Raw genomic sequence first — 16,066 nt, forward strand, 5'->3', positions numbered from 1 at the left:
CAAGGCGTCATCACCCGCAAGGAGAAAAGCATGGCGAAAAAAATCGTCGGCTTCATCAAGCTGCAAGTGCCAGCTGGTAAAGCCAATCCGTCGCCGCCGATCGGTCCCGCACTGGGCCAGCGCGGTTTGAACATCATGGAATTCTGCAAGGCGTTCAACGCGCAGACCCAAGGCGTCGAGCCGGGCCTGCCGCTGCCGGTGGTCATCACCGCGTTCGCCGACAAGAGCTTCACCTTCATCATCAAGACGCCGCCGGCGATCACCTTGATCAAGAAGGCCATCAAGCTCGAGAAGGGTTCCGCCCGTCCGCATACCGACAAGGTCGGCAAGATCACGCGCGCCCAGCTCGAAGAGATCGCCAAGACCAAGATGAAGGACCTGACGGCAGCCGATCTGGACGCCGCGGTTCGCACCATCGCCGGCTCCGCCCGTTCGATGGGCGTGAATGTGGAGGGCGTGTAATGGCCAAGATCACCAAGAAGCAAAAAGCGCTCGTGGGCAAGGTCGACAGCAACAAGCTGTACCCGCTCGTCGACGCGATCGGCATCATCAAGGAAGCCGCCACCGCGAAGTTCGATGAGTCGATCGACGTGGCCGTGCAGCTCGGCATCGATGCCAAGAAGTCTGACCAGGTCGTGCGCGGCGCCGTCGTGCTGCCCAACGGCACCGGCAAGACCAAGCGCGTGGCGGTGTTCGCCCAGGGCGCAAAGGCTGAGGAAGCCAAGGCCGCCGGCGCCGACATCGTCGGCATGGACGACCTGGCTGCGATGGTGAAGGCTGGCGACATGCCATTCGACGTCGTGATCGCTGCACCGGACGCGATGCGCGTGGTCGGTACGCTGGGTCAGATCCTCGGCCCGCGCGGCCTGATGCCGAACCCGAAGGTCGGCACCGTGACGCCCGACGTCGCGACCGCCGTCAAGAACGCCAAGGCCGGCCAGGTGCAGTTCCGCGTCGACAAGGCCGGCATCGTGCACGGCACCATCGGCCGTCGTTCGTTCGACACCGACAAGCTGCAGGGCAACCTGGCGGCGCTGATCGAGGCGCTTGTCAAGGCGAAGCCGGCCACCAGCAAGGGTGTGTACCTGCGCAAGGTGGCTGTGTCGTCGACGATGGGTGTGGGTGTCCGCGTGGACACGCAAACCATCGCCGCGCAAGGTTGAGTTTGTCGTGAAGGATTTGCCTCATCGCCGGTCAAACGGCGGCGAGGCGATGTGGTGGGTCGGGGCCGGCGTTCAAGCGCTTCCCCGGGCCATCCAAGACCGCTGGTGTGCAGGGCAACCCGCACTTAATCGCCAGCGCAGATGGCGATCCCGCTGCAGAGGAACCTGGTTCCGAAAACAGTTGGTCGCTGCATGAAGCGCGTCTCGAGGCTCTGGCCGAGGGGCGCATTGAAAAGGAGTAGACCTTGAGTCTGAATCGCAGTGAGAAAGAAGCGGTCATCAGTGATGTGACCAGCCTCGCCGCAAAAGCTCAAACGCTCGTGATGGCGGAGTACCGTGGCATCACGGTCGCCGACATGACCAAACTGCGCAACGATGCGCGCAGCAAGGCTGTGACCCTGAGTGTTCTCAAGAACACGCTGGCACGCCGCGCTGTCGCAGGTAGCTCGTTTGAGATCGTGTCCGACCAGATGACCGGTCCGTTGATCTATGGCTTCTCCGAAGACGCCGTGGCTGCCGCGAAAGTGGTGGCCGATTTCGCGAAGACCAACGACAAGCTGGTGATTCGCGGCGGTGCTTTCGGTGGCAAGGCCCTGGACGTCGAGGGCGTGAAGCAACTGGCCAACATCCCTTCGAAGGAAGTGCTGTTGTCGCAGCTGCTGGGCTTGATGCAATCCCCGATCTCGCGCACGGCCCGTGTCCTGGCCGCGCTCGCCGAGAAGCGTGGTGGTGGCGAAGCACAGGCGGAAGCTCCCGCCGCAGAAGGAGTCGCTGCCTAAGCGCGCGACTTTTCACCCAACTTATTTAGGAATCAAAAATGGCATTCGATAAAGACGCATTTCTGACCGCGCTCGACAGCATGACGGTCCTGGAACTCAACGACCTGGTGAAAGCCATCGAAGAGAAGTTCGGCGTGAGCGCCGCAGCAATGGCCGCTCCCGCCGGCGCCGGCGGTGGCGCTGCTGCAGCCGTCGTCGAAGAGAAGACCGAGTTCAACGTCGTTCTGCTCGACGCAGGCGCGAACAAGGTGTCGGCGATCAAGGCCGTGCGCGAAATCACCGGCCTGGGCCTCAAGGAAGCCAAGGACCTGGTGGAAGCCGCTCCCAAGGCCGTCAAGGAAGGCCTGCCGAAGGCAGACGCCGAAGCGGCCAAGAAGAAGCTGGAAGACGCCGGCGCCAAGGTGGAACTGAAGTAATTCGGTTCTCCCGGAGGGCTGGAGTGTGCCGAAAGGCCCTCCAGCCTTTGCCGCTTTCAGAGCGCACCCAAAAGCCGGCTTGGCGCCGGCTTTCCCGGAGACCTTCAGGTCGACGGAAAAGCCAAACCGAGACGATTTTTGAGTGTCTTCTGACCCCGACTGCAGAAGACCCCTTGGTTCGGGTGATGTGCAACGCATCACCGTCCGCCAGGGCTGGTAGTGGCCAGCCACCAAGGAGAGTGGTGCTCAAGCACCCGACCAAGTCGCTGAAGATCTCAAGCTCCGGAGCTCTCATGGCCCAAACGTCCACGTACAGTTACACCGAACGCAAGCGCATCCGAAAGAATTTCGGCAATCGCGACAGCGTCGTCGAAATCCCCTACCTGCTGCAGATGCAGAAAGACGCGTACACCGCGTTCCTGCAGGCCGGCATTGCACCCCAGAAGCGCACCGTGGAAGGCCTGCAGGCTGCATTCGACGCTGCCTTCCCGATCGTCTCGCACAACGGTTTCGTCGAGATGAAGTTCCTCGAGTACAACCTCGCGAAGCCTGCCTTCGACGTGCGCGAGTGCCAGACCCGCGGGCTGACTTTCGCCTCGGCCGTGCGCGCCAAGGTGCAACTGATCATCTATGACCGCGAATCGTCGACCTCGCAGTCGAAGGTGGTCAAGGAAGTGAAGGAGCAAGAGGTCTACATGGGCGAAGTGCCGCTCATGACCGACAAGGGCTCCTTCATCATCAACGGCACCGAGCGCGTCATCGTGTCGCAGCTGCACCGTTCGCCCGGCGTGTTCTTCGAGCACGACAAGGGCAAGACGCACAGCTCCGGCAAGCTCCTGTTCTCGGCCCGCGTGATTCCCTATCGCGGTTCGTGGCTGGACTTCGAGTTCGACCCGAAGGACATGCTGTACTTCCGCGTCGACCGCCGCCGCAAGATGCCGGTCACGATCCTGCTGAAGGCCATCGGCCTGAACCCGGAATCGATCCTCGCGAACTTCTTCGTGAACGACAACTTCCGTCTGATGGACAGCGGCGCGCAGATGGAGTTCGTCTCCGAGCGCCTGCGCGGTGAAGTCGCGCGTTTCGACATCACCGACAAGTCCGGCAAGGTCGTGGTCGCCAAGGACAAGCGCGTCACCGCGCGCCACACGCGCGAACTCGAGCAGACGGGCACCACGCACATCAGTGTGCCGGAAGACTTCCTGGTCGGCCGCGTGATCGCGCGCAACATCGTCGACGCCGACTCCGGCGAGATCCTGGCCAAAGCCAACGACGAGCTGACCGAAGCGCTCCTGAAGAAGCTGCGCGCCGCCGGCGTGCAGGACGTGCAGGCCATCTACACCAACGAACTCGACCAGGGCGCGTACATCTCGCAGACCCTGCGCATCGACGAGACGGTGGACGAGTTCGCCGCCCGCGTGGCGATCTACCGCATGATGCGCCCCGGCGAGCCGCCGACGGAAGACGCGGTGCAGGCCCTGTTCCAGCGTCTGTTCTACAACCCCGACACCTACGACCTGTCGCGCGTCGGCCGCATGAAGTTCAACGCCAAGGTCGGCCGCGACGAGTCGACCGGCCCGATGGTGCTGACCAACGAGGACATCCTCGCCGTGGTCAAGATCCTGGTGGACCTGCGCAACGGCCGCGGCGAAGTGGACGACATCGACCACCTCGGCAACCGCCGCGTGCGCTGCGTCGGCGAACTGGCCGAGAACCAGTACCGCACCGGCCTCGCCCGCATCGAGAAGGCCGTGAAGGAACGCCTGGGCCAGGCCGAGCAAGAGCCGCTCATGCCGCACGACCTGATCAACAGCAAGCCGATCTCCGCCGCGCTGAAGGAATTCTTCGGCGCCTCGCAGCTGTCGCAGTTCATGGACCAGACCAACCCGCTGTCCGAGATCACGCACAAGCGCCGCGTCTCGGCCCTCGGCCCGGGCGGCCTGACGCGCGAACGCGCCGGCTTCGAAGTGCGCGACGTGCACGTCACGCATTACGGCCGCGTGTGCCCGATCGAAACGCCTGAAGGTCCGAACATCGGCCTGATCAATTCGCTGGCGCTCTACGCGCGCTTGAACGAATACGGCTTCATCGAGACGCCGTACCGCCGCGTGATCGACGGCAAGGTCACGAACGAGATCGACTACCTGTCGGCCATCGAAGAAGGCAAGTATGTGATCGCGCAGGCCAACGCCGCGCTCGACAAGGACGGCCGCCTCACGGGCGACCTGGTGTCGGCGCGCGAAACCGGCGAATCGATCCTGGTCAGCGCCGAGCGCGTGCAGTACATGGACGTGTCGCCGGCGCAGATCGTGTCGGTGGCCGCGTCGCTGGTGCCCTTCCTCGAGCACGACGATGCGAACCGCGCGCTCATGGGCGCCAACATGCAGCGCCAGGCCGTGCCGGTGCTGCGTCCCGAAAAGGCCTTCGTCGGTACCGGCATCGAGCGCGTCTCCGCGGTCGACTCGGGCACCGTGGTCACGGCCACCCGCGGCGGCATCGTCGACTATGTCGACGCCACCCGCATCGTGGTGCGCGTGAACGATGCCGAAGCGGCGGCCGGTGAAGTCGGTGTCGACATCTACAACCTGATCAAGTATCAGCGTTCGAACCAGAACACCAACATCCACCAGCGTCCGATCGTCAAGCGCGGCGACAAGATCGCCAAGGGCGACGTGGTGGCCGACGGCGCATCCACCGACCTCGGCGAGCTGGCCCTCGGCCAGAACATGCTGGTCGCGTTCATGCCCTGGAACGGCTACAACTTCGAAGACTCGATCCTGATCAGCGAACGCGTGGTGGCCGAAGACCGCTACACCTCGATCCACATCGAGGAACTGGTGGTGATGGCCCGCGACACCAAGCTCGGTGCCGAGGAAATCACGCGCGACATTCCGAACCTGGCCGAGCAGCAGCTCAACCGCCTGGACGAGTCGGGGATCATCTACGTCGGCGCCGAAGTGCAGCCGGGCGACACGCTGGTCGGCAAGGTCACGCCCAAGGGCGAAACCACGCTGACGCCTGAAGAGAAGCTGCTGCGCGCGATCTTCGGCGAGAAGGCTTCCGACGTGAAGGACACTTCGCTGCGCGTCGACCAGGGCTCGCAAGGCACCGTGATCGACGTCCAGGTGTTCACCCGCGAAGGCATCACGCGCGACAAGCGCGCCCAGCAGATCATCGACGACGAGCTCAAGCGCTTCCGCCTCGACCTGAACGACCAGCTTCGCATCGTCGAAGCCGACGCCTTCGACCGGATCGAGAAGCTGCTGGTCGGCAAGGCCGCCAACGGCGGCCCGAACAAGCTGGCCAAGGGCACCAAGCTGGACAAGGCCTACCTCTCGTCGATCGAGAAGTTCCACTGGTTCGACATCCGCCCGGCGGACGACGACGTGGCGTCGCAGCTCGAGTCGATCAAGAACTCGCTCGAGCAGACGCGCCACAGCTTCGACCTCGCCTTCGAAGAAAAGCGCAAGAAGCTCACGCAGGGCGACGAGCTGCCCGCGGGCGTGCTCAAGATGGTCAAGGTCTACCTGGCCGTCAAGCGCCGCCTGCAGCCCGGCGACAAGATGGCCGGCCGCCACGGCAACAAGGGTGTGGTGTCGAAGATCGTTCCGGTCGAAGACATGCCTCACATGGCCGACGGCACGCCGTGCGACATCTGCCTGAACCCGCTGGGCGTGCCTTCGCGGATGAACGTGGGCCAGGTGCTCGAAGTGCATCTGGGCTGGGCCGGCAAGGGCATCGGCCAGCGCATCGGCGACATGCTGCAGGCCGAGGCCAAGGTGGCCGAGCTGCGCAAGTTCATGGACCAGCTCTACAACGGCTCGGGCCGCAAGGAAGACCTCAGCAAGCTGAGCGATGCCGACGTGCTCGAAATGGCCGGAAACCTGTCGACCGGCGTGCCCTTCGCGACCCCCGTGTTCGATGGCGCTTCGGAAGAAGAGATCCGCGGCATGCTCAAGCTGGCTTATCCGGAAGAGATCGCCAAGGCCAAGGGCCTCACCGACACCCGCACGCAGGCCTACCTGTTCGACGGCCGCACCGGCGACCAGTTCGAGCGTCCGGTCACGGTCGGCTACATGCACGTGCTCAAGCTGCACCACCTGGTGGACGACAAGATGCACGCCCGCTCGACCGGCCCGTACAGCCTGGTCACCCAGCAGCCGCTGGGCGGCAAGGCACAGTTCGGCGGCCAGCGTTTCGGCGAAATGGAAGTGTGGGCGCTCGAAGCCTACGGCGCCGCCTACGTGCTGCAGGAAATGCTGACGGTGAAGTCCGACGACGTGCAGGGTCGTACCAAGGTCTACGAGAGCATCGTCAAGGGCGAACACTCGATCGAAGCCGGCATGCCGGAATCGTTCAATGTGCTGGTCAAGGAAATTCGTTCCTTGGGCCTCGACATTGAACTGGAACGTTCTTAATTGAGAGGGAAAGAGTCAAATGAAATCGCTACTCGACCTGTTCAAGCAATTCACGCCCGATGAGCATTTCGATGCCATCCGCATCGGCATGGCTTCGCCCGAGAAGATCCGTTCGTGGTCCTTCGGCGAGGTGAAGAAGCCAGAGACCATCAACTACCGGACCTTCAAGCCCGAGCGCGACGGCCTGTTCTGCGCCAAGATCTTCGGGCCGATCAAGGACTACGAGTGCCTGTGCGGCAAGTACAAGCGCCTGAAGCACCGCGGCGTGATCTGCGAGAAGTGCGGCGTTGAAGTCACTCAGACCAAGGTGCGCCGCGAGCGCATGGGTCACATCGACCTGGCCGCGCCCTGCGCCCACATCTGGTTCCTGAAGTCGCTGCCCTCGCGCCTGGGCCTCGTGCTCGACATGACGCTGCGCGACATCGAGCGCGTGCTGTACTTCGAAGCCTACGTGATCACCGACCCCGGCATGACCCCGCTGAAGAAGTTCGGCATCATGTCCGAGGACGACTACGACGCGAAGCGCAAGGAATACGGCGACGAGTTCATCGCCAAGATGGGCGCCGAAGGCATCAAGGACCTGCTGATGGGCATCGAGCTCGACAGCGAGATCGAGAAGCTGCGCGGCGACCTGACCGGCTCCGAAGTCAAGGTCAAGAAGAACTCCAAGCGCCTCAAGGTGCTGGAAGCCTTCCGCAAGTCGGGCATCAAGCCCGAGTGGATGGTGCTCGACGTGCTGCCCGTGCTGCCGCCGGACCTGCGTCCGCTGGTGCCGCTGGACGGCGGCCGCTTCGCGACCTCCGACCTGAACGACCTGTACCGCCGCGTCATCAACCGCAATTCCCGCCTGCGCCGCCTGCTCGAGCTGAAGGCGCCGGAGATCATCGCGCGCAACGAAAAGCGGATGCTGCAGGAAGCCGTCGACAGCCTGCTGGACAACGGCCGCCGCGGCAAGGCCATGACGGGCGCCAACAAGCGCGCGCTCAAGTCGCTGGCCGACATGATCAAGGGCAAGAGCGGTCGCTTCCGCCAGAACCTGCTGGGCAAGCGCGTCGACTACTCGGGCCGTTCGGTCATCGTGGTCGGCCCGACGCTCAAGCTGCACCAGTGCGGCCTGCCGAAGCTGATGGCGCTCGAGCTCTTCAAGCCCTTCATCTTCTCGCGCCTCGAAGCCATGGGCATCGCCACCACCATCAAGGCGGCGAAGAAGGAAGTCGAATCCGGCACGCCGGTGGTGTGGGACATCCTGGAAGAGGTGATCAAGGAGCACCCGGTGATGCTCAACCGCGCACCGACCCTGCACCGCCTCGGCATCCAGGCCTTCGAGCCGATCCTGATCGAAGGCAAGGCGATCCAGCTGCACCCGCTGGTTTGTGCGGCCTTCAACGCCGACTTCGACGGCGACCAGATGGCCGTCCACGTGCCGCTGTCGGTGGAAGCGCAGATGGAAGCCCGCACGCTGATGCTGGCCTCCAACAACGTGCTGTTCCCGGCCAGCGGCGAGCCCTCGATCGTGCCGTCGCAGGACGTGGTGCTGGGCCTCTACTACACGACCCGCGAGCGCATCAACGGCAAGGGCGAGGGCCTGATCTTCTCCGACATCGGTGAAGTGCAGCGCGCGCTCGACGCCAACGTGGTCGAGCTCACCGCCAAGGTCAGCGTGCGCATCACCGAGTACACGAAGGACAAGGAATCGGGCGAGTTCACGCCCAAGACCGAACTCGTCGATACGACCGTGGGCCGCGCGCTGCTGTCCGAGATCCTGCCCAAGGGCCTGCCGTTCTCGAACATCAACAAGGCGCTGAAGAAGAAGGAAATCTCCAAGCTCATCAACGTCTCGTTCCGCAAGTGCGGCCTGAAGGAGACCGTGGTCTTCGCCGACAAGCTGCTGCAGAACGGCTTCCGCCTGGCGACCAAGGCCGGCATCTCGATCGCCATCGACGACATGCTGGTGCCGGCCGAGAAGCACGGCATCATCGAGCGCTCGGCCAAGGAAGTGAAGGAGATCGAGCAGCAGTACGTCTCGGGCCTGGTGACTTCCGGCGAACGCTACAACAAGGTGGTGGACATCTGGGGCAAGGCCGGCGACGAGGTGTCGAAGGTCATGATGGCCAAGCTCTCGAAAGAGAAGGTCACCGACCGCCACGGCAAGGAAGTGGAGCAGGAGTCCTTCAACTCCATCTACATGATGGCCGACTCGGGCGCCCGCGGTTCCGCCGCGCAGATCCGCCAGGTCGCCGGCATGCGGGGCCTGATGGCCAAGCCCGACGGCTCCATCATCGAGACGCCGATCACCGCGAACTTCCGCGAAGGCCTGAACGTGCTGGAGTACTTCATCTCCACCCACGGTGCCCGAAAGGGTCTGGCCGACACCGCGCTGAAGACCGCGAACTCCGGCTACCTGACGCGCCGACTGGTCGACGTGACCCAGGACCTGGTCGTGATCGAGCAGGATTGCGGCACGCACGAAGGCGCAGCGATGCGCGCGATCGTCGAAGGCGGTGAAGTCATCGAGTCGCTGCGCGAGCGCATCCTCGGCCGTACTGCGGCCGAAGATGTGCTGCATCCCGAAACGCGTGCCGTGCTGGCCAAGGCCGGCGACATGCTCGACGAGGACGTGATCGAGGTGCTCGAAGCCGAAGGCGTCGACGAAGTCAAGGTGCGCACGGCACTCACCTGCGCGACCCGCTTCGGCATCTGCGCCAAGTGCTACGGCCGCGACCTCGGCCGCGGCGGCCTGGTCAACAACGGCGAGGCGGTCGGCGTGATCGCGGCCCAGTCGATCGGCGAACCCGGCACGCAGCTCACGATGCGCACCTTCCACATCGGTGGTGCGGCTTCGCGTGCGGCGGTGGCTTCGAGCGTCGAGGCCAAGTCCAACGGCGTGATCGGCTTCAACGCCACGATGCGCTACGTGACCAACAGCAAGAACGAGCTGGTCGTGATCGCGCGTTCGGGCGAGATCGTCATCCATGACGAGCACGGCCGCGAGCGCGAACGCCACAAGGTGCCGTACGGCGCCACGCTGGCGGTCAAGGCCGACCAGCAGGTCAAGGCCGGCCAGGTGCTGGCCAACTGGGATCCGCTGACGCGCCCGATCATCACGGAGTTCGCCGGCAAGACCAAGTTCGAGAACGTCGAGGAAGGCCTCACGGTCGCGAAGCAGGTCGACGAGGTCACGGGCCTGTCGACGCTGGTGGTGATCGATCCGAAGCGCCGCGGCGCAGCCAAGGTCGTGCGTCCGCAGGTGAAGCTGGTCGACGCCACGGGCAACGAGGTCAAGATCCCCGGCACCGACCACTCGGTGACCATCGGCTTCCCGATCGGTTCGCTGGTGCAGATCCGCGACGGCCAGGACGTGGGCCCCGGCGAGGTGCTGGCGCGCATTCCGGTCGAAGGCCAGAAGACCCGCGACATCACCGGCGGTCTGCCGCGCGTGGCCGAGCTGTTCGAGGCGCGTTCGCCGAAGGACAAGGGCATGCTGGCCGAGATGACCGGTACCGTGTCGTTCGGCAAGGAGACCAAGGGCAAGATCCGCCTGCAGATCACCGACCCCGAAGGCAAGGTCTGGGAAGACCTGGTGCCGAAGGAGAAGAACATCCTGGTGCACGAAGGCCAGGTGGTGAACAAGGGCGAAAGCGTGGTCGACGGCCCGGCGGATCCGCAGGACATCCTGCGCCTGCTGGGTTCCGAAGAACTCGCGCGCTACATCGTGGACGAAGTGCAGGACGTGTACCGCTTGCAGGGCGTGAAGATCAACGACAAGCACATTGAGGTGATCGTTCGCCAGATGCTGCGCCGCGTCGTGGTCGAGAACCCGGGCGACACCAACTACATCGCCGGCGAACAGGTCGAACGCAGCGAAATGCTCAACACCAACGACGCCCTGCGCGCCGCTGACAAGCTGCCCGCCACGTTCACCAACCTGTTGCTCGGTATCACGAAGGCATCGCTCTCGACCGACAGCTTCATCAGCGCCGCATCGTTCCAGGAAACGACGCGCGTGCTGACCGAAGCCGCGATCATGGGCAAGCGCGACGAGCTGCGCGGCTTGAAGGAAAACGTCATCGTCGGCCGCCTGATTCCCGCGGGCACCGGCATGGCGTATCACCAGGCACGCAAGGTCAAGGACGCGATGGACGAGGCCGAGCGCCGCGCGATCGCCGAGGCGGAAGCCGCCGACCTGGCCGCCAGCCCTTCGACCGACGATGCGACCACGGCCGACGCCAGCGAAGGCGCCGCGACCGAATAAATAACTGGTTAGCATCACCGGCATGACCGGTACCCATCGCCCCCCTTCCGCCCGCGGATGGGGGGCTTTTTCATGAGCGACATGCCCGATTCGCTGCCGTATTGGATCGTCGGCGCGGTGGCGCTGTTCTGGTTCGTCGGCGCCTACAACCGCATCGTGCGCCTGCGTTCGGCGGCGCTGCAGGCCTATGCGGCGCTCGACGCGGCGCTGGTGCGGCAGCTCGATTTCGTGCAGGCGCGCGTGGCCGAAGCGGTGCCTGCGCCTGCGCCGGCAGTGCCCAAGGGCGCGACGGCCGACGCCTCGCTGCAGGCGGCCGCCAGCCAGCTGGTGACCCTGCTTGCCGCCACGCGCCTCAAGCCGCTCGATCCGGCCGGCATCGGCGCGCTGGCCACCGCCTTGCATGTCATGCTCGGCGCCTGGCAGCGGCTGCATCCCGATGCGGTGGTCAGTTTCGAGGCCGACGGTACCCTGTCGCGACCCGCGCCGCTCGCGGCCAGGGAAGACGCGGCCGCCGGCTCGGCGCCGATCGCCTGGCCCGAGCCCTCGGCTGCGGCCGAAATCGCCCGCAACCAGTTCAACCTGGCCGTGACGCAGTACAACGCGGCCATCGCCCAGTTCCCGGCGCTGCTGGTGGCGTGGATCATGCAGCTGCGACCGGCAGCGCCCTTGCGCTGATCCTGCGTTCTTTCCTCATCGACACCAAGTTGGCAGACCTTCCAGACCCCATCCGCGCTCCGTCGCCCGTTTCGCCGCCGTTGTGGCGCCAGTTGCAGCTCACCGCCGTCGCGCTCGCCTCGATCCGCAGCGGCGTCTCGGGCTCGGTGGCCTTCGAGGCCGTCGATCCGGCCTTGCGGCCGGGCGTCCAGGCGCTGGGCTTCCAGGTGCTGCGCTGGCTCGGCCGGGCCGAGGCCCTGCGACGCCAGCTGGCCAAGCGCACGCCGCCGCCGGCGGCCGATGCCTTGCTCTGCACCGCGCTCGCGCTGGCCTGGGATGCCGCGCTGTCGCCCTACGAGCCGTTCACGCTTGTCGATCAGGCGGTCGAGGCCGCCAAGCGCAACCCCGGCACGCGTGCCCAGGCCAGCTTCATCAATGCCTGCCTGCGCCGCTTTCTGCGCGAACGCGATGAGCTGGTTGCGGCCACCGAGCGCGAGCCGGTCGCGCAATGGAACCATCCGCGCTGGTGGATCGAGCGCCTGCGGCGCGACCATCCGCGCGACTGGCAACGCGTGCTGGCGGCTGACAACACCCAGGGGCCGATGACGCTGCGCGTCAACACGCGCAAGACCGATGTGGCCGCCTACCGGCGCGCCCTGGAAGCCGTGAACCTGCAGGCCGTTCCCGTGGCGGCCAGCGGCCTGCAGTTGCTGGGCGCGCGGCCGGTCCAGGCGCTGCCGGGCTTTGCCGAGGGCGAATGCTCGGTGCAGGATGCGGCGGCCCAGCTGGCCGCGCCCCTTCTGCTCGAAGGACTGCAAGGCGCCGCGCCGCTGCGGGTGCTCGACGCCTGTGCGGCGCCGGGCGGCAAGACCGCCCACCTGCTCGAAGTGGCGGGACCGGATGCGATCGAGCTCACGGCACTCGAAATCGATGCCGGGCGCAGCCGGCGCATCGACGAGACGCTGGCCAGGCTCGGCCTGGCTGCCAAGGTCCTCGTCGCCGATGCCGCGCGGCCGAAGCAGTGGTGGGACGGCCAAGCCTTCGACGCCATCCTGCTCGACGCGCCTTGTACCGCCTCGGGCATCGTGCGGCGCCATCCCGACGTGCGCTGGCTGCGGCGCGAGAGCGATACCGAGCAGCTGGCGCTCCAGCAGGCGATGCTGCTGGCCGCCCTGTGGCCCCTGGTCCGGTCGGGCGGACGTTTGTTGTACTGCACCTGTTCGGTCTTCCGCGAAGAGGGGACGCACCAGATCGATGCGTTCCTTGCACACAACACCGACGCCCGTTTGCTGCCCTCGCCGGGGCATTTGCTGCCGCAAAGCGGGGGGATTGCCCGTGGCGTCCCGGACAATGCCTTGGGTGACCACGACGGATTTTTCTACGCCTTGCTCGAAAAGCAGCCGCGCTGAACGGCGGGGTTCGGTCTGGCTCGCCGCGCTGGCGGTCCTCGCCCTCCTTCTGGCGTGGATGCCGGCCCTGGCGCAGTCGCGCAGCGCCACGGTCAGCCAGCTCCGGCTCGAGCAGGCCGACGACGGTGTCTACCTCAGCGCTCAGGTGCAGTTCGAACTGCCGGGACTGGTCGAGGAGGTGCTCGACAAGGGGATCGCGATCTATTTCGTGGCCGACGCCGAGCTCTACCGGGAGCGCTGGTACTGGACCGACCTCAAGGTGGCGCAGGCCACGCGCCACATGCGGCTCGCCTACCAGCCGCTCACGCGCCGCTGGCGGCTCAACGTCTCTCCGGTGCCGATCACGAACGCGGGCTTCGGCGTTTCGCTGAACCAGAATTTCGACACCCTCGAGGACGCGCTCGAAGGCGTGCGGCGTGTGGGCCGGCTGCGGCTGGGCGACATCGCCGAGATCGGTGACGATCACGTGCATCCCGTGAGCTTCCGCTTCCGGCTCGACACCTCGCAGCTGCCGCGGCCCTTCCAGATCGGCGTGGTCGGCCAGGCCGACTGGAACATCTCGGCCGAGCGCAGCGCACGCCTGCCGCTGGAGAAGGCCAAGTGAGTACCGATCCACGCGGCGGCGCAGCAGGGGCGCCGCCACCGCGCCGCCGTTCCCGCGCCATGCGCTGGGCGATCGGGGTCGGCGCCTTCCTGGTCACTGCCATCGGCCTGGTGCTGATGTTCCTGCTCGCGCAGTCCACCAACAACCGTGCCTTCTACGAGGAGAACTACGCGCGTCTGTTCGGCATCAACGTGGTGGTCGCGGTGGTGCTGCTGCTGGTCCTCGGATGGGTCGCGTTCCGGCTGCTGCGGCGCCTGCGCCAGGGCAAGTTCGGCAGCCGCCTCCTGATCAAGCTGGCCGCCATCTTCGCGCTCGTGGGCGTGGTGCCCGGCGCGCTGGTGTACCTCGTCTCCTACCAGTTCGTTGCGCGCTCGATCGAGAGCTGGTTCGACGTCAAGGTCGAAGGCGCGCTCGACGCCGGCCTGAACCTGGGTCGCGCCACGCTGGACTCGCTGTCCGACGACCTGGTGAGCAAGGTGCGCAGCGCGAGCAACCAGCTGGCCGAAGTGCCCGACGCGAGAGCGGGCCTGGTGCTCGAACGCATCCGCGACCAGCTCGGCGCCACCGACGTGGTGCTCTGGACCGGCAACGGCCAACTGGTGGCCGGCGCGGGCGCTTCCCGCTTCCAGCTCAATCCCGAACGGCCCACGCCGCAGCAGTTCCGTCAGGTGCGCGCCGACCGCGCGATCGCGCACATCGAAGGCCTCGACGAGACGCCCGCACCCGGCGCCGCGCCGCCGCCGCCCGCCAGCGTGCGGGCGCTCGCGCTGGTGCAAAGGCCGGGCTTCGAATTCAACACCGAGCCGCGCTTCCTGCAGGTCACGCAGCCGCTGCCGCCGGCGGTGGTGGCCAACGCGCTGGCCGTGCAGGAAGCCAACCGCGAGTACCAGGAAAGAGCGCTGGCGCGCGAAGGGCTGCGCCGCATGTACATCGGCACGCTCACGCTGACGCTGTTCCTCGCCGTGTTCGGCGCGGTGCTGCTCGCGGTGCTGTTCGGCAACCAGCTCGCCCGCCCGCTCCTGGTGCTGGCCGAGGGCGTGCGGCAGGTGGCCGGTGGCGATCTGCGCCCCACCGCGGTACTGCAGGGCAAGGACGAGCTGGGCGGCCTCACGCGCTCCTTCGCCGTCATGACGCAGCAGCTGGCCGATGCGCGCGGTGCGGTCGAAAAGACCATGGGCGAACTCGATGCGGCGCGCGCCAACCTGCAGACCATCCTGGACAACCTGACCTCGGGCGTGATCGTGCTCGATCCCCAGGGCACCATCCTGTCGACCAACCCGGGCGCCACGCGCGTGCTGCGCGCGCCGCTCGCGGCCTACGAAGGCCAGTTGCTGGCCGACGTGCCCGGCCTCGCCGAGTTCGGGCAGAGCGTGCAGCAGCAGTTCGACGAGTTCCAGGTCGAGCGCCTGCAGCACGGCCTCGACCACTGGCAGCATGCCTTCGAGCTGCATGCGAGCGGGGAGGGCATGTCGCAGGACGCCATCAACATCGTCGCGCGCGGCGCGGAGCTGCCGGGCGATGCCAGGCTCTTGGTGTTCGACGACATCTCCGAGATCGTGTCGGCCCAGCGTGCCCAGGCCTGGGGCGAGGTGGCGCGGCGCCTGGCGCACGAGATCAAGAACCCGCTGACGCCGATCCAGCTCTCGGCCGAGCGCCTCGAAATGAAGCTCACCGGCAAGGTCCCGCCGGCCGAGGAAGCGGTGCTCGCCAAGTCGGTCAAGACCATCGTCGACCAGGTGGACGCGATGAAGCGCCTGGTCAACGAATTCCGCGACTATGCGCGCCTGCCCGCGGCCGACCTGAAGCCGGTGGACCTCAATGCGCTGGTGGCCGACGTGTTGCAGCTCTATGGCGGGGAGAACGCGCCCATCGCGCTGCGCTCCGAACTGGACGAGCGCTGCCCGCCGATCCGCGGCGATGCGCAGCAGATCCGGCAGGTCGTTCACAACCTGTTGCAAAACGCGCAGGACGCGGCCGAGGCTGCCGCCAGCGGCAGCGAGCGGGCCGGCGAGGTCGTCATCCGCACGCGGCTCGGCGACTCGGGCCAGCGCGTGCGCCTCACGGTGCAGGACAACGGGCCGGGTTTCGCCGAGAACATCCTCAAGCGGGCCTTCGAGCCCTACGTCACGACCAAGACCAAGGGCACCGGGCTCGGCCTCGCGGTGGTCAAGAAAATCGCCGACGAGCACGGCGCCCGCATCGAACTTTCGAATCGCATCGTTGATGGGGCTGTGGCTGGCGCACAAGTCTCGTTATCATTCGCGCTGGCAGGCGAGGCGCAGGGAGCGCTCGCACACACCGAAGATTCGAGGTCGCCGTCCGCCTGAGCGCTCCTGCAGTGCGCGCGGGCCGGCAAGCGAGCCCTCTCTAT

General features: G+C 66.2%; 10 protein-coding genes. All 10 read left to right on the forward strand.

Going from position 1 to position 16,066, the window contains the following annotated elements; translation table 11 throughout:
• Window positions 1-30 precede the first annotated feature (30 nt).
• The 10 genes from rplK (at window position 31) to ACSQ86_RS04155 (ending at window position 16,022) form a co-directional block, all read left to right on the forward strand.
• On the forward strand, window positions 31-462 hold the full coding sequence (gene rplK / locus ACSQ86_RS04110) for a 50S ribosomal protein L11 (protein WP_028252759.1): 432 nt from the start codon (window positions 31-33) through the stop codon (window positions 460-462).
• Window positions 462-1,163 carry a 50S ribosomal protein L1 gene (rplA, locus tag ACSQ86_RS04115; RefSeq protein ID WP_093111293.1) on the forward strand — a complete coding sequence of 234 codons (702 nt, stop codon included), beginning with the start codon at window positions 462-464 and terminating at the stop codon, window positions 1,161-1,163. Before rplK ends, rplA begins: the two co-directional genes overlap by 1 nt.
• 245 nt (window positions 1,164-1,408) lie before the next feature.
• The gene (rplJ, locus tag ACSQ86_RS04120; RefSeq protein ID WP_093111295.1) at window positions 1,409-1,942 is read left to right on the forward strand and encodes a 50S ribosomal protein L10; all 534 of its coding nucleotides are present in this window, start codon (window positions 1,409-1,411) and stop codon (window positions 1,940-1,942) included.
• Window positions 1,943-1,980: 38 nt separating this feature from the next.
• Window positions 1,981-2,358 carry a 50S ribosomal protein L7/L12 gene (rplL, locus tag ACSQ86_RS04125; protein ID WP_093111297.1) on the forward strand — a complete coding sequence of 126 codons (378 nt, stop codon included), beginning with the start codon at window positions 1,981-1,983 and terminating at the stop codon, window positions 2,356-2,358.
• 293 nt (window positions 2,359-2,651) lie between these two features.
• The gene (gene rpoB, locus ACSQ86_RS04130) at window positions 2,652-6,776 is read left to right on the forward strand and encodes a DNA-directed RNA polymerase subunit beta (protein ID WP_093111391.1); all 4,125 of its coding nucleotides are present in this window, start codon (window positions 2,652-2,654) and stop codon (window positions 6,774-6,776) included.
• 19 nt (window positions 6,777-6,795) lie between these two features.
• Complete coding sequence (gene rpoC, locus ACSQ86_RS04135) at window positions 6,796-11,028, forward strand: DNA-directed RNA polymerase subunit beta' (RefSeq protein WP_436302781.1); 4,233 nt, start codon at window positions 6,796-6,798, stop codon at window positions 11,026-11,028.
• Between the two features lie 72 nt (window positions 11,029-11,100).
• On the forward strand, window positions 11,101-11,703 hold the full coding sequence (locus ACSQ86_RS04140; protein WP_436302782.1) for a lema family protein: 603 nt from the start codon (window positions 11,101-11,103) through the stop codon (window positions 11,701-11,703).
• A gap of 29 nt (window positions 11,704-11,732) precedes the next feature.
• On the forward strand, window positions 11,733-13,091 hold the full coding sequence (rsmB, locus tag ACSQ86_RS04145; RefSeq protein ID WP_244504094.1) for a 16S rRNA (cytosine(967)-C(5))-methyltransferase RsmB: 1,359 nt from the start codon (window positions 11,733-11,735) through the stop codon (window positions 13,089-13,091).
• Window positions 13,092-13,149: 58 nt separating this feature from the next.
• A complete protein-coding gene (locus ACSQ86_RS04150) occupies window positions 13,150-13,695 on the forward strand; it encodes a DUF4390 domain-containing protein (protein ID WP_436295420.1) in 546 nt (181 codons plus the stop codon).
• A gap of 59 nt (window positions 13,696-13,754) precedes the next feature.
• A complete protein-coding gene (locus ACSQ86_RS04155; protein WP_436310256.1) occupies window positions 13,755-16,022 on the forward strand; it encodes an ATP-binding protein in 2,268 nt (755 codons plus the stop codon).
• The last annotated feature ends 44 nt before the right edge of the window (window positions 16,023-16,066 follow it).

This window comes from Variovorax sp. LjRoot130 (genome assembly GCF_964253755.1).
GTDB lineage: Bacteria > Pseudomonadota > Gammaproteobacteria > Burkholderiales > Burkholderiaceae_C > Variovorax.

Coding starts and splice junctions, on each gene's coding strand:
- ACSQ86_RS04155 (WP_436310256.1), top strand. CDS start 13,755: ATGCGCTGGGCGATCGGGGTCGGCGCCTTCCTGGTCACTGCCATCGGC.
- rpoC (WP_436302781.1), top strand. CDS start 6,796: ATGAAATCGCTACTCGACCTGTTCAAGCAATTCACGCCCGATGAGCAT.
- rplL (WP_093111297.1), top strand. CDS start 1,981: ATGGCATTCGATAAAGACGCATTTCTGACCGCGCTCGACAGCATGACG.
- ACSQ86_RS04150 (WP_436295420.1), top strand. CDS start 13,150: ATGCCGGCCCTGGCGCAGTCGCGCAGCGCCACGGTCAGCCAGCTCCGG.
- rpoB (WP_093111391.1), top strand. CDS start 2,652: ATGGCCCAAACGTCCACGTACAGTTACACCGAACGCAAGCGCATCCGA.
- rplA (WP_093111293.1), top strand. CDS start 462: ATGGCCAAGATCACCAAGAAGCAAAAAGCGCTCGTGGGCAAGGTCGAC.
- rplK (WP_028252759.1), top strand. CDS start 31: ATGGCGAAAAAAATCGTCGGCTTCATCAAGCTGCAAGTGCCAGCTGGT.
- ACSQ86_RS04140 (WP_436302782.1), top strand. CDS start 11,101: ATGAGCGACATGCCCGATTCGCTGCCGTATTGGATCGTCGGCGCGGTG.